The organism is Jutongia sp. SJQ-6, from assembly GCF_054161275.1.
On the sequence record NZ_CP195314.1, the window covers coordinates 848,332 to 869,780 of the forward strand.

Here is a 21,449-nt window from a genome sequence, read left to right on the forward strand (position 1 = left end):
TCCTATGCTTTTGCGGGATCAAACCCATTACGGCTGCCGGTTGCAACTGCACCATCCTCACGAGAAGTGCGAAATGGTGCTGCCGGAATGCCGTTTTGTCCAAACAACGTTACCGGTCGATAATTAGTCCAGCAATATCTTCCGTATACAGGTTCTTTCACCTCATCACAAGTCAGTTCTATTTCTTCTCCCTTTAGAACTGCCTTCGCCTCATGATACACTTTATCTTTACCGGCAAGTTCAAAACCGGTTAAAGTTTCCTCTGTACAATGTAGTCCCTTCGCATGGGCAAATGATACAATCATCGCACTATTCTCAATGCGGTAAGACTGATACATCGGGCCAAACGCCTCTTCTTTCGTGCATAAACCATACACTTCATACATTGCCTGCAAAGCGAGACGCTCACCAACGCTGTCTTTCTCTGTCGGATGAATATTGCCAAACTCACCCTTATCCAGAATCACCGCAATCCCGGTATGCTTGAACGTGTCGAACACACGCATCTGTGCCTCTCGAATAAATGGCCAGTTCTGGTAATCCGGCTCCCCCTCTCCATTTTGGAACATCGGAAGCTGTACCAGCATAAACGGTAACGTATCATCTTTCCAATCGCCTCTCCACTGACGGATCAGCGCTGATAACAAGGAGTAATAGCGGTATGGACGATGATCGTCCTCCTCTCCCTGATAATACAAAAATCCACGTAACGTATACGGACAAACTCTTTGCAGCATCGACTCGTACAAACCACACGGTCTGGTCTCTGAACGTGGTCCCATTGGTCCCGGATATTGATTCTCACCGTACAGACGTAATGCCTCCTCCCAAGTCGGGTTCTCTGCTGTCTCGTAATATTTCCCTACATTTTTGTCAAACTCTGCCTGATATACAAGATATGCCTCACGCGCTTTGATATATTCCTCCGGATCCTGCTCAGCAATAATTGCATCATAATCATCAATATACTCTTTGATCTCCTGCGTTCCTTCCAACGCTTCACGGCTCACCCAGCAGGAAGCAGACGTTCCGCCCCAGTTACAGCCAATAATGCCGACGGTTACCCCTGTCTCTCGCGCGATCTTATCTGCAAAATAATATGCAACCGCTGACCATCGTCCTGCCTTATCCGGCGTACACAGATCCCATGCACTTTCCTTTTCTGCTTCTTCCAACTTATCCCCTACATACGGAACCTGTGGAGTATAATAATAGCGTACTCCATCATTATGTATATTTTGAACGATCTCCTTGCCGTTTTTGCTATTTTGCAACTCCAGCTCCATATTGGACTGACCGCCGGCAAGCCATACTTCGCCGATCATAACATCTTCATACACCACTTGTTCTGTCTGAGACTGCACCGTCAGTGTATATGGTCCACCTGCCTCAAATGGCGGTAATATAGCCTGGAACCTTCCCTGTTCCGGAACCACACTCACAGATTTGTCTGCCAAAGTAATCTTAAGCGACTCTGCATCACTGTCTCCCCATACGCTGATATTTTTCTGTCTCTGCAAAACCATGTGACTGCTAAAAACAGCTGATAATTGAATCATTCTTTTATCCTCTTTTCACTTATTTATTAGTGTGATGTTTTCTTGCCTACCGGTGCCTGAAACGGTTTCTCCTGCTCCGTTCCCAGATCCATCACATAGACAGATTTTCCATCATATGTTTCATAAAACAAATACTTACTTGTCAGATGCAGATAATTGTAATTGCCATCCGCGATCTTACGCACTTCTCCACCCTCTAAATCCTTTACATACAATCCATTGCTCGTTCCATTATCTACCTGATAATATACAGCACTCTCCTTTTCATCCACATTATATGTCGCCAAGCGGTCTGAAACGATCGTGACCGGATCAGAGCCATCCAAATTCACACGTACTAATGCATAATTTTGTGACATATCTATAAAATACAAATGCTCTCCTGCCCGAATCAATGAAGTACAATTACCATTGTAAATTGTCTGCTCATCTGAACCGTTAATATTCATGGTATGTATGTTATGATCCTTGTCATAACCTGTATAATACATAACGCCCTGCGAAATAGAATACGGCGATACTCCCTCATCCAACAATAATTCATCGCTGGAGCCGTCCATCTTAGCTGCATTTAACTGTAATCCCTTTTTTTCATCGTAATGCTGATAATACAGATAGTTTCCGTATAAGCACACAGACTGTGTCGGATCATCATACAGCTTACCCATATTTTTGCCATCGGTCGTTAAGCGGAACAATCCCGTTTTACTTAATGCCAACACATTACCGCCGGTAACACTCTTGCGGTCATTACGTCTCGTATAGAAAATATAATCACCTGCAACATTCAAATAACTAACCGTATCTCCATGTAATTTCGTGCTTTTCTGTAATTTATCATCTGTTACATAGAGAGAATCGTTATCATACGGATCAGCATAATAGATCCTGCCATCTGCCTCGCAAAACTTACCTCCGTTAAGCAGATTTCCTGCCGTATTTCCTGTCGTATTCGGATCATCATATAGCTGTACTTTCGTCTTCTGCCACATAAAAAATCCCACAACAACCAAAATTACCGCCCCAAGACCCCCTAAGATCCGATTCCGTACATGATGTTTGGAACTTGCCGCCATTCTTCACTCTCCCTTTCAAAACCACGATTACCCACCTCTATAAGAATACCATGCCGGAAATGACTAATCAAGTGCCATCAACAGCATAAAATCATCTTCTCTCACTGATCAAGTGCCATCAACAATTCGTGAATTGTCTTTGAGCAGATCGGATGTACCCGATATGGTGCGATCTGATCAAGCGGTTCCAACACAAATCTTCGATTACACATTTCCGGATGCGGAATGATAAGATTCTCTTCTACAACGACCTCTTCATCATACAATAATATATCCACATCGATCGTTCTCGGTCCCCAATGAATGGTTCGAACACGATCTAATTTCTTCTCAATGACTCCAATCTGATCCAAAATCTGTTGAGGCGTATATAATGTCTGCATAACAACCGCGCCATTCAAAAAATCATCCTGCTCGACACCGCCTACCGGTTCCGTCACGATATAATCTGATACTTTTACCAATTGATTATGCTCATCTGCTGCCAAGATTTCCAAAGCCTGGTCCAGATTAGCATGCTTATCCCCCATATTGGAACCAATTCCTAAGCATACCGTATGCCATCCTCTTTGAATCTCTACAGAAACCGTCTTAAGCGGCAGTCGTATCGGTGCCCACGGCTTATCTATCCGAAGCGACAATGACTTCACCAACGGAAATGTTAATAAGATCTGCTCTGCCAAGTGTCCGGCAAGGTGCTCGATCAACTGAAACGTATTGCGTTTCGTCTCTGAATGGATCAGTTCCGCTACCTCTACGTAATTAACAGCATCTTCTATATCATCCGATTCGGCTGCCTTGCTTGTATCAACAGTAAGATCTACTGATACAACAAACTTTTGCCCCAGTTCATTTTCTTGTTTCAGTACTCCATGATTGGCAAATACTTCTAATTCCTTAATTTGAATGTGATCCATGATCCATCCTCCCCGCTTTTTGAAATGTTGCTCTAACTCCAATACCACGCACTTCCTGTACACTTCATTAATACACGACGCGGTAATTTATCATATACAAGACCTAGACGATATCCGATCAATCTGCATCCGCACTGTACGCAGAAATAAAAAGCATCCCATACATGTCCACCCTTTAACAGCGTTTTCACGGTCTTCGCTGCATATCCTGCACCCTCTTTTTCCGAAGACACCTTCGCAAACACCTCCGCATACTGCTTATGAGATACGCCAAGATCAAAGTTTCTGGCGAACTGCTGCCTGCACGTGTAATCATGAGAATGCACCACTTTTGCCTCTGCGCAATATGCAACACGATATCCTTCCTGCATCATCATATATGCTATGATCATATCTTCATTAAAAATCGTTGGCTGCACAAATCCGCCAACTTGCTCATAATACGCCTTACGATACAGGGCACATACATCAGAGCAAAAATATGTCTTTACACCGAGTTCTTTCTTGTCATCCTCACTCTTAATACGGCTCTGTGCAGGATAATTATAGATTCTCGTCATACGTTCCACTCGCCCTGAATTTGGACGGGCAAGCTGTCTCGCATAAGCAACAGCTACCGAAGTATCCTCCATGCAGGCAAGCAGATTCTCTATCAGATGCTCATCTGCCGGAACTGCATCCTGCGTCATCATTAAGACAAACTCTGCAGTAGATTTGTCCATGCCTAACGCACGCGTGCCGCCATGGTCAAACTCAGACTGCATCACGGGTATGATCCGGATACGCTCATCCATAGACTGTACCATTATCTCTGATTCATCCCGGATCGTCTGCATAATAAAAATATGTTCCGGGACAACTGTTTGATGCATTAAACGCTTGATCAGATCACTAAATTCACTTCCCGGTTTATATACGGGTATCACAATATCGATCTTTGTCTGCTCCATCCGCTACTCACCATACCTTTCCATCAAATTGCTCCTGCCTTCTTTTATCTTCCTAAAAGTCTGGCAACTTCCACAACAGCTTCCTGTGCATCTTTAGAATAACCTTCTGCACCAATCTCATCTGCAAAGCTGCGTGTGATAACGGCTCCTCCGATCATAACCTTCACCGGAAGATTCTGCTCACGAACCATATTCACTACTTTCTTCATTTCCATCATCGTCGTTGTCATAAGTGCAGAAAGCCCGATAATATCTGCTTTTTCACGAATAGCTGCCTGTATGATATCCTCCGCCGGGACATCTTTACCCAGATCCACCACACGATATCCATAGTTACGTAACATCAATGCAACCAGATTTTTACCAATATCATGAATATCATGCTCCACTGTTGCAATGACAATCGTTCCAAGCGGCTCACTAGACCGATTGGCTGCAAGGATCGGCTCTACCACACCAATACCTGTCTCCATCGTCTCTGCGCTCGAAATAAGCTGGGGCAGAAAATATATCTGCTTATCAAAGAGCACTCCGACATGATTGATCGCCGGGATCAAACTCTCGTCAATCACTTTCTGTGCATCTATTCCACCTTGTAAAGCATCCTGCACCAAAGTTTCGATCTTATTTTTACGGCCCTTTACAACCGCCTCAAAGATCTTATCCCCCTCATGTTCCGGTGGAATCAAGTCCTTTGATCCGGATCCACTCTTTTTCGTCGTTGTCTGTACAGAATCGACCTCACCGGACACAACGGAGATCTTATGCTCGGACACGCGATTGATATAACGTAGATCGGCATCAGGTTTATTCATCAACAGATCTGCCGCAAATACCGCATGCATTAACAAATCCTGAGACGGATTCGCAATCGCCATCGTCAATCCCTGTCCGATTGCTAATGCCATAAACGAACTGTTCACAAAAAGTCTCTCCGGCAATCCAAAGGAAATATTAGAAAGTCCGCACGCCGTTGCCAGACCAAGCTCATGTTTGCAATATCGGATCGTCTCCAACGTTTCGATCGCAGCATTGCGGTTGGCGCCGATCGTTGCCACCAAGCCATCTACTACAATGTCCTCACCACACAACCCATGGCGTTTTGCCTCTTCATATATCGTATGGATAATCTCCTTTTTCTCATCAAGATTCTCCGGCAAACCTTTTTCTGAAAGTGGAAGCAAAATAAACATCGCACCATATTTCTTGGCGATTGGGATCAGCTTCTCAAACTTCTCCGGCTCCAGCGAGATCGAATTGATCAATGCACGGCCCGGATAGATACGAAGCGCTGCCTCAACCACATCTACATAACTCGAATCAATGGATAACGGCAGATTACTCACCATCGTAAGCTCATTCACCGCTTTAAGCATCATCTCTTTTTCATCAATGCCATTCATTCCCATATTGACATCCAGGATTGCCGCTCCGTCCTCTTCCTGTGCTTCTGCCATCTCCGTAACAAGGTCAAGCTGTCCGGCACGAAGCTGCTCCTGCAATGCTTTCTTACCTGTCGGGTTAATACGCTCTCCGATCACCATAAACGGTCCGTCCAAGTCGATTGGACGAGTCACACGTTCATTAGACAGGGCACGACGTATCACCTTACCCTGTCTGCTCAGATGGGACACCTCATCCATCCGGCCACTCTGCTGTATTTTCTGAGTGAGCAAACGGATATGCTCTGGCGTTGTACCACAGCAGCCACCTAAAATATCGGCTCCGGCATCGATCAACGCCATCATTTCTTCCGCAAATTCTGGTGCTTCCATTTCGTAGACGGTCTTTCCATCTACAAGCTGCGGCAGTCCGGCATTCGGCTTCGCAACCAATGGAATGTCCGCATATGCACGCATTTTTCGTACTACATCACACATTTTATCCGGTCCTGTGGAACAGTTCACACCTAACGCGTCCACTCCAAGTGTAGTAAGCACAAGAGCTGCCGTCTCCGGATCCGTTCCAAACAAAGTACGTCCATCCTCTGCAAAGGTAAGTGTCACCATGATCGGTAAGTCACAGCATTCTTTCGCTGCAATCACCGCTGCACGACACTCCTGCAGGCTCATCATCGTTTCAACAGCCAAAAAATCCACACCTGCGTCAACTAACGCCTCTGTCTGCTCCTTATAAATGTCTACCAGCTCTTCAAAAGACAAAGGGCCCATCGGTTGTACCTGCTTACCCGTCATAGTCAGATCGCCACATACATACAATGGCTTGTCTGCATCTACAAGTCCGCGTTCCTTCACCTCTGCCACCGCCTGCTTCGAAATTGCTACCAAGCCATGGTTCATCTCCACCAAATTATCTTGCAGACCATACTCTTCTAACTTAATTCGGTTTCCGGAAAAAGTGGGTGCATACACTGCATCAGACCCTGCCGCATAATACTCTATCTGTAATTCTTTCAGCACGTCAGGATTCTCTAATATCCACTCCTCAGGGCATACTCCCGCCGGAAGACCTCTCTCCTGCAAATTGGAACCGGTCGCACCGTCCAATATCATTTTCCCCTGTGCCAAACGTTCACGAAACTGCTCTTTTGTCATGTTGCTGTCAATCTCCATTCTGCTATATTGGTATATTTCCTGCTCCCGGCTCACGTGGCTTCATACCACCTAACACATAGCCCTCCCTGTGTGCCGATAGACAAAATCTTCTCTTTCGATTGTACCACATGGCATCACATACGTAAAGAAGTATTCCTTTACAACCCGTGCTTTTTTTGCTTTTTTGTGCAAAATCCGATATACTATAAGAATCACTGCAAACGGAGGATATCATTATGATTTTACAATGCAGTCATATAGACAAAGCATTTAGCACAGATGTCATTCTTTCTGACATCTCTTTTCATATCAATGAACATGAAAAAGCAGCCATCGTCGGTGCAAATGGTTCCGGCAAATCAACACTGCTTAAGATCATTACAGGACATTTATCCGCAGACAACGGTGAGGTGATCCTGTCCGGCGGCACGACTGTCGGCTACTTGGCACAGAACCAGGAATACGCTTCCGAGCACAGCATCTACGATGAAATGCGTGATGCCAAACCGGAGATCATACAGTTAGAGCAGCAGATGGAAAAACTGTCTGCACGCATGGATATTGAAACCGGCGAAGCTCTAGAGCAAGTCATCAAACAGTATGACAATGCAAGACAACGCTATGAGCGTCTCGACGGATACGCCTACCAAAGCGAGTTGGTGGGTGTCTTGAAAGGTCTTGGCTTCACAGAAGAAGACTTTGAGAAACCGGTCATTTCCCTATCCGGTGGTGAAAAGACTCGTGTTGCTCTCGCCAAGATGCTGTTGCAGGCGCCGGATCTTATCATATTAGACGAGCCTACCAACCATCTGGATATCAATGCCATTGCATGGCTGGAATCCTACCTGACCAATTATCGCGGTGCTGTATTGATCGTAGCCCATGACCGTTATTTTTTGGATAAAATTGTCACAAAAGTTATCGAGCTTCGCCAGACGCACGCTCGTATGTATATGGGCAATTACAGCGAATATGCCGCCAAACGTCAGCAGATCATGGATAGTCTGATGAAACAATATCTCAACCAGCAGGCAGAGATCAAACATCAGGAAGAAGTTATTGCTAAGCTGAAATCCTTTAACCGCGAAAAATCGATCAAGCGCGCCGAGAGCCGCGAAAAGATGTTAGATAAAATAGAGCGCATTGAAAAACCTGTCGATGAAAACACGCAAATGCGCTTATTGTTTACACCAAAGATTCAAAGTGGTAACGACGTATTGACCGTAGAGGGGCTTTCCAAATCCTTTGATGGAACGCCTTTATTTACCGACCTCTCCTTTGAACTGAAGCGTGGAGAACATGTAGCGATCATCGGAGACAACGGAGCAGGTAAGACAACGATCCTCAAAATAATAAATGAATTGCTCCCTGCCGACAGTGGTAAGATCACGCTTGGAACAAACGTGGAGATTGGCTACTACGATCAGGAGCATCAAGTTCTGCACCCGGATAAAACATTGTTTGAAGAGATCAGTGATGCGTATCCTCATATGAACAATACGCAGATCCGTAACACACTGGCCGCCTTTCTATTTACGGAAGACGATGTATTCAAGCAGATCAAGAGTCTGAGCGGTGGAGAACGCGGTCGCGTATCCTTGGCAAAACTCATGTTGTCCGATGCTAATCTTCTCATTCTCGATGAGCCGACAAACCATTTAGATATGGATTCTAAGGAAATATTAGAAAATGCGATCCGACATTTTGAGGGAACTGTATTGTATGTTTCCCATGATCGTTACTTTATTAATACAACCGCAACCCGAATCTTAAATCTTACAGGCGGACATGTTTTGAACTATGTCGGAAACTACGACTATTATCTGGATAAAAAAGAAGATGTGGAGCGTGCTTACTATGCGGCCCAGCCAAACCACAACGCATCAGCGATAGCTTCCACCGATGCTGCCGGGCCATCTCCTTCCACTGAAATGTCCACAGCAGACGGTACTGCTCCTCAAGCGGAAAATAATACGCCTAACGCAGCCACGTCTTCCAATGCACTATCCTGGCAGGAACAAAAGGAAGAACAGGCACGACTGCGCAAAATACAAAAAGAATTAAATCGCGTTGAATCAGAGATTGAACGCTTAGAAGCAGAAAACACCGCATTAGATGAGGCAATTGCTGATCCTGCTAATGCAACCAATTCTGCAAAACTGCAGGAGCTCTCCATCCAACGTGGTGAAAACGATGCAAAATTAGAAGAACTCCTAGAACATTGGGAAGAACTTTCGGAATAACTGTGTGCTATTCTGCAGTCATGCGCTCCATCCGCCGGCGTGCCTGATCATAGACTTCCTGCGGCGAAACGCCAAGAAAGAACTGTCCATCTTCATACATAATACGCCCTGCGATCATCGTCAATTTTACGTTTTGTTTACTGCCACTATATACGATGTTCTTCGCAACATTATTCATAGGCTGCATATTCGGCTGTGTCATATCTAAGATGATCATATCCGCCTGCCTGCCTTCTGCAAGCACGTCACAGTCCTGCAGCCCCATGGCTTCTGCGCCTCCTACCGTTGCCATCTCTAACACATCCAATGCATCCAATGCTGATGCGTCCCCTAATACTACTTTTTGCAACGCTGTCGTCAAAAACATCTCTCGAAACATATCCAAACAATTGTTGCTTGCCGGTCCATCCGTACCAATTGCAAGACCAATCCCCATATCTTTCATCCTCTGGATCGGTGCAATGCCACTCGCAAGCTTTAGATTCGATGCCGGATTCGTGACAACCCACACCTGCTTGTCTTTGCAGATCTGCAAGTCTTCATCCGTCATATGCACACAATGAAAACCGCCACCACCATACTCAAACATTCCCAGCTTATCAAGAAACTTTGTAGGCGTCATGCCATAGCGTTCCACACATTCTGCCACTTCCTTTGCCGTTTCCGAATTGTGTGTATAGACCGGTGCATGATATTTCTGCCCTAAAGCCGCCATCCTTTCCAAAATTTCACGGCTAGTCGTGTATTCCGCATGAAATCCAAACCGATAAGATACCAATGGATCACACGCATTGTATTTGAGAAACTGCTGCTCCATTTCCTCAACCGTACCAACAAAGTTATTGATGCTGCCACACAAAACCGTTCGAAATCCGGTATCCATGGAAGCTTTCACAATAGCATCATTCTTCTGATACATATCAAAACATGCCGTAATGCCACTCGTCAGGTACTCCATATAAGCTAAAATTGTAAACCAATAAACATCTTCTTCCGTCAGCTTATCCTCCATCGGGAACACACGATCATACAGCCACTCCTGTAATGGCAGATCATCTGCATAAGAGCGCAAAAATGTCATTGCAGAATGTGTGTGTGCATCCTTAAATCCCGGCATTACAACATTTCCACCTGCATTAATCTGACGATCCCACTGTAAAGATGGTGCGCCATCTTCCGTTCCCAGATATACGATCTTGTCATCCTGTATATGAACTTCCCCACAAAACATTCTTTGCCCCGGCTGCATCGTTAATATATTCGCATTATATATTCGGATTCTCATAATTTTGTCCTCATTCCTGCTATACAGTATGAATGGCAGTAATACATTCTGTCACAAGCTTCTTAAACAACGGTGCCACTCTGTCTGCCGTTTCCTGCACTTCCTGATGTGTCAATGGATTTGCTGTAATGCCACACGCCATATTGGAAATACAAGAAATGCCACAAATTTTCATTCCCATATGATTGGCCGCAACTGCCTCACATGCCGTACTCATCCCCACTGCATCTGCTCCAAGTGTCCTGCACATACGAACTTCTGCCGGAGATTCGTAATTTGGTCCCGTTAATTGTATATATACCCCTTCTTGCAACGGAATATCCTTTAACGCTGCCGTTTTCCGCAATATCTGCTGTAGATCCGCATCATAAATCTGACTCATATCCGGAAAACGAGCACCCAACTCTTCCGCATTCGGTCCGATCAACGGCGATGGCACGAACGAAGAAATCTGATCCTTGATCATCATAAAGTCTCCTGCCTTAAAACAAGTATTGATACCACCGGAAGCATTTGTCAAAAACAACACCTGCGCTCCCATCAGTTTCATAAGACGTATTGGCAGTACAACATCACTGATCGGATAACCTTCATAGTAATGTACGCGCCCCTTCATACATACGACCGGCACTTCATTCACATATCCCAAGATATACTTCCCCTGATGCCCTGCTACCGTCGATACCGGAAAACCTTCCATTTCATGGTAATCGATCTCCGCAACAACTTGAATATCATCTGCATAATCCCCCAAACCGGATCCAAGCACCAATGCGATCTCCGGAACAAAATCAATCTCCCGTGCCTTGCAAATCTTCTGATACTGCTCATAACATTTGTTTAACTTTGCATACACCTCATTCATAAACAGCCTCCGTTCTTATAACAAAGGGAACGCTGCTGTGCGTTCCCCGTATCTTTCTCTGTACTCTTTGTTACTCATTCTGTTTTAAATGTGTACGAACAATCTTTCCAACACGCATTGCATCTGCATATGCTAACAAACGATCCATCTGATTGGAATTACGCTGCAAGAAATTCGAAATGATCAAATGCAGCATGTCCTCCCCAATATCTGCACGAAATCGAATACAATCACAAACACTGCGTTCAATGTCATACACACGAATCTTGCCATACGGTGTCTCATCCACCTGCATATCCTGCTGAAATGCCAAATCAGAATAATAATGTCTGCACACCGGAAAATTAAGCTGCATACGAGAGCGATCCGTCTTCAATGTGGCAACCGACAATCTCTCCGGCTCCACATCGATCAAGCCATGATAATAACATGCGCTATCTGCACAGATCACCGCTCTTGAATTAACTCTGCAAGCCTCGATCATCTTATAATTCTCCGGCTTGCCATTCTCCTCGTCTACAAGCCAATAATGACCATGTGACACACGTTCAATAATCCCCATATTCACCAATTCCTTGATCTGCACCGTCGTGATCTTCGCGTCCTTCAACTCCGATGCATCCCGATAGCCATTGCCACTTTCAAACAAGTCCATCACTTTCTTATACGTATTTAACAACATATCTTCTCCTCCTCTTCCAACCGATAGTCTCCTACCCGTTTCCTGCTCTGTCATAATGCTAACGTGCAAAAAGATTTTGCTTAATAATATTTATTATATCACGTGTTACAAAAATTGCAATATCCTATTATAGAAAAACAACAGAAAAAAGGGCAAAACTAATGTTTTGCCCTACACTGCCTCTATTCTTCCCTACACCGCTTTTCCGGTATACAACTGATAATATTTGCCCTTACGCTCCAGCAACTCGTCATGCGTACCGCGCTCAATGATACGCCCCTGCTCTAATACCATAATGCAGTCACTATTGCGTACCGTCGACAAACGATGAGCGATCACAAATGTTGTGCGTCCTTTCATCAGGCGGTCCATACCTTCCTGTACCAATTTCTCAGTACGTGTATCGATCGAACTCGTTGCTTCGTCCAAAATAAGTGCCGGTGGATTGGCAACGGCTGCCCTCGCAATGGCTAACAACTGTCTCTGACCCTGGCTTAAATTCGCACCATCACCGGTGATCATCGTCCGGTAACCATCCGGCAGACGTTTAATAAAGCTGTGTGCATTTGCCAATTTAGCTGCTGCGATCACTTCGTCATCTGTAGCATCCAACTTACCATAGCGAATATTGTCCATTACTGTTCCGGTGAACAAATGCGTATCCTGTAACACAATGCCAAGCGAACGGCGCAGATCCTTTTTGTGGATCTTATTAATGTTGATACCATCAAAACGGATCTTACCATCCTGAATATCATAAAAACGATTGATCAAGTTGGTGATCGTCGTTTTACCTGCACCGGTTGCACCAACAAAAGCTATCTTCTGTCCCGGTTTTGCATAGATCTTGATATTATGCAAAATGATCTTCTCATCATTATATCCAAAATCAACATCATCAAATACAACATCACCTTCCAACTTGCGATAAGTTGTTGTTCCATCATCCTGATGATAATGTTTCCAAGCCCACAATCCGGTCTGTTTCTCGCTCTCCTTGATCTGACCATCCTGCTCGGTCACATTCACGAGCTGCACATAACCTTCGTCCACCTCCGGCTCTTGGTCAAGCAGCTTAAAGATACGATCTGCACCCGCCAATGCCATAACGATCGCATTGATCTGCTGACTGATCTGATTGATCGGCTGACTGAAAGATTTATTAAACGTTAGGAAACTGACCAATTTACCAAGCGTAAATCCTGCGAAGCCCTGCAATGCAAGGACACCGCCTGCCATCGCGCAGAATACATAGCTGATATTACCAAGCTGCGCATTGATCGGCATCAGGATATTGGCAAACGTATTTGCATTATTGGCGCTCTCAAACAACTCTTCATTCATTTTGTTGAACTCTTCTAACGATGCCTGCTCATGACAGAATACTTTAACTACTTTCTGTCCATTCATCATTTCTTCGATCTGCCCATTCACCTTAGCCAGATCACGCTGCTGTGAAAGGAAATAACTACCGCTCAGTCCGGCGATCTTCTTCGTCACCACCAAAGTAATGCCAATCATGATCATTGTCAATATCGTTAATGGAATACTTAAGACAACCATGCACACAAATACACTCACAATCGTTATACCACAGTTGATCGCCTGCGGTATACTTTGGCTGATCATCTGCCGCAGTGTATCTATATCATTCGTATACGTTGACATGATATCACCATGTGCATTCGTATCAAAATATTTTATTGGCAGTGTTTCCATCTTCTCAAACATCTCTACGCGAAGATTTCGAAGCGTTCCCTGTGTCACATTAACCATAATACGGTTATACGCATAGGTCGTAATAACACCAATTCCATAAAAACCGGCCACCTGCAGGATCTTCGCCGCTAACGGTCCGAAATTCGGATGCGCTGTCTTCGTCAATGGTACAATATAATCATCGATCAACGACTGCGTAAACATGGTTCCCTGCACATTGGCAAGTACGCTGATAATAATACAGACAAGCACAAAAAAACAATGAGGTCCATAACTCTTAAAAATATAACAAAACAGCCGCTTAAGCTTTCCCATCGGATCTTCAATCTTTGGCTTCGGTTTTCCTATAGCATTTGGTCTTGGCATCGTCTATCACTCCTTTCCCGGTTCATCAAAATCTGCATTACCCGCTGCCTGTGACTCATAAATCTCCTGATAGATCTGATTTTGCGCTAACAATTCCTCATGTGCACCAAAGTCATTGACACGTCCATCCTCCATCACAATAATGCGGTCACAATTTTGTATACTGGATATACGCTGTGCAATAATAAGCTTCGTCGTTCCCGGAATTTCCTCGGCAAAAGCCCGGCGAATCGATGCATCCGTCGCTGTGTCAACTGCACTGGTAGAATCATCCAAGATCAATACCTTTGGCTTTTTGAGCAAAGCTCTGGCAATACATAAACGCTGTTTCTGACCACCGGAAACATTCGTACCGCCCTGCTCGATATATGTATGATAGCCTTTCGGCATCTTCTGAATAAACTCATCCGCACAGGCGAGCTCACAAGCATGTTTACACTCTTCTTCCGTTGCCTCCGGATCACCCCAGCGCAAATTATCTAAAATCGTTCCACTAAAGAGTACATTATTCTGCAATACTACTGCCACTTGATTACGAAGTGCCTCAACGCCATAGTTACGAACATCTACACCGCCTACACGTACGCTTCCCTCTGTCACATCGTACAAACGGCTGACCAGATTCACTAAGCTGGACTTAGCACTACCGGTACCACCAAGAATACCAATCGTCTCTCCGGAAGCAATCTGTAGATTAATATCCTTAAGGACCGGCTCTCCGGATTGTTTCTTATAACTAAAGTCAACATGATCAAATTCAATGCTGCCATCCGAAACGGTAAGCACCGGATTCTCCGGATCCGTAATGTCCGGTCTGTCATTGATCACTTCCGCAACACGCTCTCCACTGGCAATACTCATCGTGATCATAACAAATACCATAGAAAGCATCATGAGGCTCATCAAAATATTCATGCAGTAACCAAGCAGTGCTGACAGATCACCCACCTGCATAGTGCCTCCGACGATCATTTTAGCTCCGATCCAACTGATCAGCAAAATGCAGCCATATACCGTAAGCATCATAACCGGAGCGTTGAGTACGATCAAGCTCTCTGCTTTGACAAACATTTTATATACATTCTCACTCGCCTTGCGGAACTTACTCTGCTCGTATTCCTCACGAGAATATGCCTTTACAACACGAATCGCCGACACATTCTCCTGTACACTCTCATTCAGATCATCATATTTCCGGAAAACCGCGTCGAAATATCCCATCGTCTTACGTACCAGCACAAACAAGAAAATGCCTAAGACAATAACTGCGATCAGATAAATACAGGCAACTTTGGCATTTACATAAAAAGCCATTGCCATCGCACAGATCAAAGACATCGGAGAACGCATGCACATTCTAAGAATCATCTGATACGCATTCTGTAAATTCGTCACATCCGTCGTTAAGCGGGTCACCAGACCTGATGTACTATACTTATCAATATTTGAGAAACTGAACGTCTGAATATTCTCATACATTGCCTTACGCAGATTTTTCGCAAATCCGGTTGATGCTCTGGCTCCATACTTGCCGCCCATCGCTCCGGACCAAAGTCCGCCTACAGCAAGCACGAGCATCGCCGCACCAACGATATAAATATGTTTCAGATCACCTTTCATCACACCATCATTAATGATCGATGCCATCAATAATGGAATCAATGTCTCGAAGATAACTTCTAAGATCATAAACACCGGTGTCAGAATCGAATCCCGCTTGTATTCTTTCACCTGCGATAATAATGTTTTTACCATAGAAACCTCCATTATTAATAAAGATTAGCATGTCATAGGACGAATGTTCCCTGACAGCTAATCTATTATTAAGAAATAATATACCAAAGTAATCTTTAAAAATCAAATGAACTTTCTGTGAACTGCAATTTCCTATTCCACAAGAAAAGCCCCTATCAAGCTTTCGCCTGATAAGGACTTTCCCCGCAAGAATATATATGCATCAACTTTAGTCAAGGTTGAACATGTATACATTTTCTTCGTTCTTCTTCTCTTTCTCGATACCAATAATCTCCAAGATGGTCTTACCCACTTTACGATCATTCTGAATGTTAAATTCCAGCTTATTGAACAACATTGTGTTCGCCTTATTCGCATTCTCCTTATCGTAGGTTACGAAGTACTGTCTGCCGTCCACAAGTGTATCATTAAACTGACCCGGACTACCCTGTGGTGCAGTGATCCTCTCATACTCACCATCACCAAGACTTCGATATATCTTTGTTACCGGAAGGCTGATCGCCTCATTCTTATCATTATCTACACCTGTAAATTGCACATGCAATTGCTTGATCGTGACGCCCTTGGTATTACCTTCATGCGGTGTAAAGAATATGATATGCGTGTCACTGTCACCAAACACATCTTTTTTCCTTACCTTATCTACCTTCGGCTTCTTTGGATCATTGTTGCCACTATCATAATCGCCATCGTAATCCGCCGCATACAGCTTCACGGACAGCAATTTCACTTCCGGTCGATTATAGTTGTATGGACACAGCTTAAAGACATCAATATCATCCTGAGACCTTACACCAAGCATCTCTTTCATATCCTTTACTGTCATCTGTAAGATCTGAATTTCTGTTGCGTTCTCAGAATCACCAACACATGCAGTCCAATGAGTATCACACTTCGTCCACTCATTCTTGCTATATCCACCATAAACATCCCATACCGGTGTTGTTGGGTCTAATTCCATCGTACACGTATAAGTAAACTGTACAATGGCATTATTATCCAAATCTTTCAGCCAACTGTTTTGATCATGCACGTTAGAGGAGAACGTATTACCGGATCCACCCGTTGTATTCTCCCACACAGTTACCGGTGCCGGCGTTGTCGTAGGCTTTGGCTCCTCTGTCGGCTCTGCGGAAGGTTCTGCGGAAGCTGCCGGTTTTGCAGAATGAACAACATTGTTCTTCTCCTGTTTCAAATACTCTTTGAACATGAGCGTCTTAACTTCTTTCTCACCAGCCGTTACTTCAAAAGAGTAATTTCTCTCTGCAACTTCTACCTTGTCTTCAACTAACTTCTCTGCATCTCCATTGATCTTAGTAACTTTATCCACCGTTACATACGGTGTACCATAGGAGAACTCATATGCCCCGATCAAGGTATTGATAAACAACTGCATCTCCTGATCTTTGGTCGTATTCTCCAGATCAATTGCATCGTAAAATACATTCGCAACATTATACAAGTAATAGTTATTCGCTGCATCGTTTGGTGACATTGCATAGTACGTATTCAACTTACCTGCTGCTGCACCTCTGCCCTGATTATCACCAAGACAATACCATACATCAGCATCCGGTATCTCAAGATTCAACTGATAATCCTGCGCTCTGGCACCGGTCAGGGACAAGCTCTCACCGATCGTATACGGATAATTACATACCGTACCATTGTTTGCTCTAGAGCCCTTCGTGGTCTTCTGCTGATGATCGTCGGCGTATGTCAATTTCTGACCCTTTACATCCGTCCACTTACCATTCTTGTATGCCAGATAACTGTTCGCTGTCGTACCTTTCAACGTTGCCTGATCATACGTGTATTCTAACTCCGTATAATCTTTTGACGTAAGCTTCTCGCCATCTGCACCTGTAGCAGTATCATTATAGCTTGAAGTCGTCTCATCTTTGGACGTATATCGGCTAAGTCCGCTGGTATCCTTAAGCATCTTGCGGTTCTCACCGTTCGATGTTCCGGCATTGATCAAGTTATCTGTATAGATCACACTCTTGTCATTCTTAGATACCCAGGCTGCAAATGCCACGGCTCCATCCTTGTTGCTTGCTTTCTGCAGATCGGCACCACAACTGAACAAGAAGATATGATAATCCATATAATCCATCGGATAATAGAAATTATCTCCCGACTGCGAGAATAATGTTCTCGTTGTCTTATCCCCCTTATAGTCGCTTGCATTAACCTCTGCAAAATGCTTGAGATATTCGGATAACGTAATGGTTGTTACGTTGATCTTGTAATCATCCAGTTTTGCATACTTCTTAAAAAGCTCTGCATTGCCGCTTTCCAGATCGACAGCGGTATCTTTCTTATCATCGGAAACGATCTGTAATACCTTAACCTCAGGTATTACTACCTCCCCATCTTCCTCATCACCTTTGTATAAGGAAATTCCGGATACCTGATAGTAAATGTTTTCATTTGCGGTATTGTATACCGTAAATCTCCAAGCGATCGGACCATTTGTCTGCTCTTCCGGAATGGTAAAGGCTACGTTATACTCAGCCGGTTCTTCATTACCTTCATCATCCATTGTACCGGACGAGAATGTCTGTCCGGCAGATACGGTGCTGTTCCAACTGTCCATAACATCTGCGCCGGTCTCATTATCCGAAATAACACCATCGCCATTCTTATCTACCAGCAATCGCACTGCATATTCCTGTTTCTTGGAAGCATAACCGATCTTAAACGTGAATTTCAGTTTATACTTGCCATCGCTGTCCTTTTCGATCGCTGTCTTATTTACGGTACTCTCTGCACCGGTGCTCTCATCCTTTACCTCTGTGGTATCGGAAGGGTTATTATAAATTGGCGGTGTGTCCGTAATCTTCACCTTTGCACTCTTTGGTGCAAAGCTGATCAAATTGCTTGATGTGATCGCGGAAGTGGAGAATACGTTCTTACTGTCTCCAACTGCCTGCAAAAACTTGCGTGTGTTAGATTTCTTGCTTACAATTTTTGCATAAGCACTGTTATTAGAGAAATCCCCCATATGCAATACATCCGGCAATAACATTGCCTTACCGGACTTCACATATTTCTGTAGTGCCTTGGATGAAATGCTAGTCAAGTCATTACCGGACAAGCGATATTTATCGCCATTCTCACCCTTAACCAGATCACCTGTATGCAGGAATATCTCCCCATTATTGGAGCTATCATTATACGCAGGTGCATCATAACTATAATTATACTCGTTATAACCGCCCCACTGATTTTTATCACCGGTATACTTGATCGATGATGCTGTAGAATTCAGCTTACCGGTCGAATCGCCGAAGTAGATCAAGTCATACTTCGAAAGGTCTTCCTTACTGCCGTTTAACTCAGCGGTCGTCATATGCGTAATGTTAAACGAATCATCGTCAAACGAATATTGATCACTCTCCGGGAACAGTAAGTACAAGTAATCCAATGTCATCTTCGAGAAATCACTACATGGCTCTATATCTAAGATCTCAATAGCACCATCTTTACCGTTATTTCCCGAATCAGACTTATCATAGTTCAACAGATAATGAATGATATCCAATGAAGTAACCTTATCTTTATGCTCCTTCTTCTTGTTATAATAATCAAATACCTGTCCCATATACGGATTGTTTGTATCACTGTTAATCGTATTTGCAAGAGAGTTAAGCATCATGTTGGAGTTGTAGAACATCGTATTGTTCAAAACACCAAGGTTGCCCTCAAAGTTCATTGGAGCGGTACCACCCTGCCCCATATTCAAGCCATACTTCTTAATGTAAGCCGGCCACAAATCCTGTATTGGCAGGAATGTATGTGGATGCCAGTAACTTCTCGCATCTCCGGTAAATGGTGTAACCTCACCGGTTGTCTTATCAACTACAGAGGTACCCGTCGCAACACGATTACGAAGGAACATATTATAAAAGTTCTTCTGGTCCATTAACAGATCCATAACACAGAACTTATATATATTATTGTTGTATCCCGTAGCCGTATATCCTGAATTTTTCTTTGGCTTCATTGTCTCCCAGTCAAGACGAGACATGTTAACTGATTTTGCGTCATATCCATCCGCAGCGCTCACCTGATAAAATGTTGTTGGCATAATAACCGGTGCATAATTCATTTTCAGATTACTATCTGTAGAACATCTTTGTGTGCCTTTGTACTGTTCCAATTTGTTCGCCTTATAGAACATTTTCAAAGCAATTTCAAAGGTAATATCATTCTGCTTATCTTTGTACTCGCCATTTCCGTACTTACCAAATGTAGCTCCCTCTGCATTTTTAGATTTCGACGGATCATAATGTAAGATACCCTTACTGCCGTCCGGATCCTGCTGCAACGCAGCTTGATAATGTCTGATAGCAGCACCATCCTCATCGCTCTTATGCATATAGATCATATCTGCATAATCCAGCCATTCCGGATGCTCATTTAACTCCCATGGCTCAATCGTCTTAAAGACGATATTATAATTCTCCACCTCATAACGGGAACGTAATCTCAAACTGTAACGAAGAAAATCGTCATAGAAATACATCTTCGTTGTTCCAATATCAATACCATTTTCCCACTGTGTCTGATACTGATAAACCTGACCGGTACGTGACGTATACTCACGATCACCAACTTTGTATTTGGAATTCATCACTGCTGCTGTCGTACCACTGGCAAACTTCACATTTTCGGTCGCTTTATGATTTTTATATCCTGCATCCTGTGAATCTGACATAGAAACCCAAATATACTGTGCTGTCTCATCCACATGAGCCTGACGGAATACCGGATGTTCCCCTCCATTGGCAGCCGTCTTAGCCTCGTCAATAACAAAGGTAGGCTTCAGATTACCTTTCAGATGCTGTCCCGGATTTACTTTCTCATAGTAACCATAAACTGTTTTTTCATCTGACGTCAGCTTCCAAGGGACTCTTACCTGAGAGCCATTGTATTCAGCCGCTCCGTCTTTACCCGGATAATTCTCCTCCGGGAATGCATAATCGCAAATGATTCCATATCCTTTATTCACATAAAGGCTACCACCAATGTTATTGTGCTGAGATACTTTCTCAATATCGACAGCCTGACAGCCGGTTACGGAATAACTGATATTACCGACACCCTGCCAAGGCACGATCTCAAGATAAACAAAAGGATTCTCTGCAGAACCAAGTTCCCCGGCTCCTATACCCATGGTACGCTTTGCACCGCTCTTCTTCCCTTTGATCTCACTAATGTCGTTGATCACACCACGCATCTGACCAATTTGGGTATCTTCTGCATGCGAATTGTACATATGTACACCAACATATGCACCCATGGCAACAACCACGCATACTGCTGCTGCTATAGCTGTTTTCTTATTACGCAACAAATTGACCAGACTTGTCTTTGGTCTCCTCTTGCTCATAGTAAGCCCTCCATTCTACCTATCTGCCTTTATACTACATATCCTCCATCTATCCATTGTCTTTCCATGCGAAAAAACA

Annotated in this window: 12 protein-coding genes; 1 reads left to right on the forward strand and 11 read right to left on the reverse strand. The window is 43.9% G+C overall.

The genetic code is table 11. The features are described from left to right. Positions 1-2: 2 nt before the first annotated feature. The 5 genes from ACSAJE_RS04040 to ACSAJE_RS04060 all read right to left on the reverse strand — a co-directional run bounded on the left by ACSAJE_RS04040 (position 3) and on the right by ACSAJE_RS04060 (position 7,057). Positions 3-1,559, reverse strand: a complete 1,557-nt coding sequence (locus ACSAJE_RS04040) for a sialate O-acetylesterase (protein WP_118690914.1) — start codon at positions 1,557-1,559, stop codon at positions 3-5. A 26-nt stretch (positions 1,560-1,585) separates the two neighbouring features. Further along, positions 1,586-2,635, reverse strand: a complete 1,050-nt coding sequence (locus ACSAJE_RS04045; RefSeq protein WP_118690913.1) for a DUF5050 domain-containing protein — start codon at positions 2,633-2,635, stop codon at positions 1,586-1,588. 101 nt (positions 2,636-2,736) lie between these two features. Continuing rightward, positions 2,737-3,552 carry a 2-amino-4-hydroxy-6-hydroxymethyldihydropteridine diphosphokinase gene (gene folK / locus ACSAJE_RS04050; protein ID WP_458009738.1) on the reverse strand — a complete coding sequence of 272 codons (816 nt, stop codon included), beginning with the start codon at positions 3,550-3,552 and terminating at the stop codon, positions 2,737-2,739. A 32-nt stretch (positions 3,553-3,584) separates the two neighbouring features. After that, positions 3,585-4,502: a glycosyltransferase family 2 protein gene (locus ACSAJE_RS04055; RefSeq protein WP_458009739.1), complete on the reverse strand. Its 918-nt coding sequence runs from the start codon at positions 4,500-4,502 to the stop codon at positions 3,585-3,587. Between the two features lie 44 nt (positions 4,503-4,546). After that, positions 4,547-7,057 carry a homocysteine S-methyltransferase family protein gene (locus ACSAJE_RS04060; protein ID WP_458009740.1) on the reverse strand — a complete coding sequence of 837 codons (2,511 nt, stop codon included), beginning with the start codon at positions 7,055-7,057 and terminating at the stop codon, positions 4,547-4,549. A gap of 236 nt (positions 7,058-7,293) precedes the next feature. Here ACSAJE_RS04060 and ACSAJE_RS04065 point away from each other — a divergent pair, with 236 nt between their 5' ends. Further along, the gene (locus ACSAJE_RS04065; RefSeq protein ID WP_118690910.1) at positions 7,294-9,300 is read left to right on the forward strand and encodes an ABC-F family ATP-binding cassette domain-containing protein; all 2,007 of its coding nucleotides are present in this window, start codon (positions 7,294-7,296) and stop codon (positions 9,298-9,300) included. 7 nt (positions 9,301-9,307) lie between these two features. On the opposite strand, the gene ACSAJE_RS04070 is transcribed toward ACSAJE_RS04065, so the two are convergent. The 6 genes from ACSAJE_RS04070 to ACSAJE_RS04095 all read right to left on the reverse strand — a co-directional run bounded on the left by ACSAJE_RS04070 (position 9,308) and on the right by ACSAJE_RS04095 (position 21,370). Continuing rightward, a complete protein-coding gene (locus ACSAJE_RS04070; RefSeq protein WP_182448284.1) occupies positions 9,308-10,585 on the reverse strand; it encodes an amidohydrolase in 1,278 nt (425 codons plus the stop codon). Between the two features lie 19 nt (positions 10,586-10,604). Further along, positions 10,605-11,450 carry a purine-nucleoside phosphorylase gene (locus tag ACSAJE_RS04075; protein ID WP_182448285.1) on the reverse strand — a complete coding sequence of 282 codons (846 nt, stop codon included), beginning with the start codon at positions 11,448-11,450 and terminating at the stop codon, positions 10,605-10,607. 70 nt (positions 11,451-11,520) lie between these two features. Further along, positions 11,521-12,132, reverse strand: coding sequence for a type IV toxin-antitoxin system AbiEi family antitoxin domain-containing protein (locus tag ACSAJE_RS04080; RefSeq protein ID WP_022026096.1), 612 nt, complete (start codon positions 12,130-12,132; stop codon positions 11,521-11,523). 192 nt (positions 12,133-12,324) lie between these two features. After that, positions 12,325-14,217: an ABC transporter ATP-binding protein gene (locus tag ACSAJE_RS04085; protein WP_458009741.1), complete on the reverse strand. Its 1,893-nt coding sequence runs from the start codon at positions 14,215-14,217 to the stop codon at positions 12,325-12,327. A 6-nt stretch (positions 14,218-14,223) separates the two neighbouring features. Then, positions 14,224-15,972 (reverse strand): ABC transporter ATP-binding protein, encoded by a 1,749-nt coding sequence (locus ACSAJE_RS04090; protein ID WP_458009742.1) that lies wholly within the window; start codon positions 15,970-15,972, stop codon positions 14,224-14,226. A gap of 208 nt (positions 15,973-16,180) precedes the next feature. Then, complete coding sequence (locus tag ACSAJE_RS04095; protein ID WP_458009743.1) at positions 16,181-21,370, reverse strand: DUF5057 domain-containing protein; 5,190 nt, start codon at positions 21,368-21,370, stop codon at positions 16,181-16,183. Positions 21,371-21,449: the final 79 nt, after the last annotated feature.

Excerpts from the sequence above, each read along its gene's own strand:
- ACSAJE_RS04040 (WP_118690914.1), bottom strand. The coding sequence starts at position 1,559 with ATGATTCAATTATCAGCTGTTTTTAGCAGTCACATGGTTTTGCAGAGA.
- ACSAJE_RS04045 (WP_118690913.1), bottom strand. The coding sequence starts at position 2,635 with ATGGCGGCAAGTTCCAAACATCATGTACGGAATCGGATCTTAGGGGGT.
- folK (WP_458009738.1), bottom strand. The coding sequence starts at position 3,552 with ATGGATCACATTCAAATTAAGGAATTAGAAGTATTTGCCAATCATGGA.
- ACSAJE_RS04055 (WP_458009739.1), bottom strand. The coding sequence starts at position 4,502 with ATGGAGCAGACAAAGATCGATATTGTGATACCCGTATATAAACCGGGA.
- ACSAJE_RS04060 (WP_458009740.1), bottom strand. The coding sequence starts at position 7,057 with ATGACAAAAGAGCAGTTTCGTGAACGTTTGGCACAGGGGAAAATGATA.
- ACSAJE_RS04065 (WP_118690910.1), top strand. The coding sequence starts at position 7,294 with ATGATTTTACAATGCAGTCATATAGACAAAGCATTTAGCACAGATGTC.
- ACSAJE_RS04070 (WP_182448284.1), bottom strand. The coding sequence starts at position 10,585 with ATGAGAATCCGAATATATAATGCGAATATATTAACGATGCAGCCGGGG.
- ACSAJE_RS04075 (WP_182448285.1), bottom strand. The coding sequence starts at position 11,450 with ATGAATGAGGTGTATGCAAAGTTAAACAAATGTTATGAGCAGTATCAG.
- ACSAJE_RS04080 (WP_022026096.1), bottom strand. The coding sequence starts at position 12,132 with ATGTTGTTAAATACGTATAAGAAAGTGATGGACTTGTTTGAAAGTGGC.
- ACSAJE_RS04085 (WP_458009741.1), bottom strand. The coding sequence starts at position 14,217 with ATGCCAAGACCAAATGCTATAGGAAAACCGAAGCCAAAGATTGAAGAT.
- ACSAJE_RS04090 (WP_458009742.1), bottom strand. The coding sequence starts at position 15,972 with ATGGTAAAAACATTATTATCGCAGGTGAAAGAATACAAGCGGGATTCG.
- ACSAJE_RS04095 (WP_458009743.1), bottom strand. The coding sequence starts at position 21,370 with ATGAGCAAGAGGAGACCAAAGACAAGTCTGGTCAATTTGTTGCGTAAT.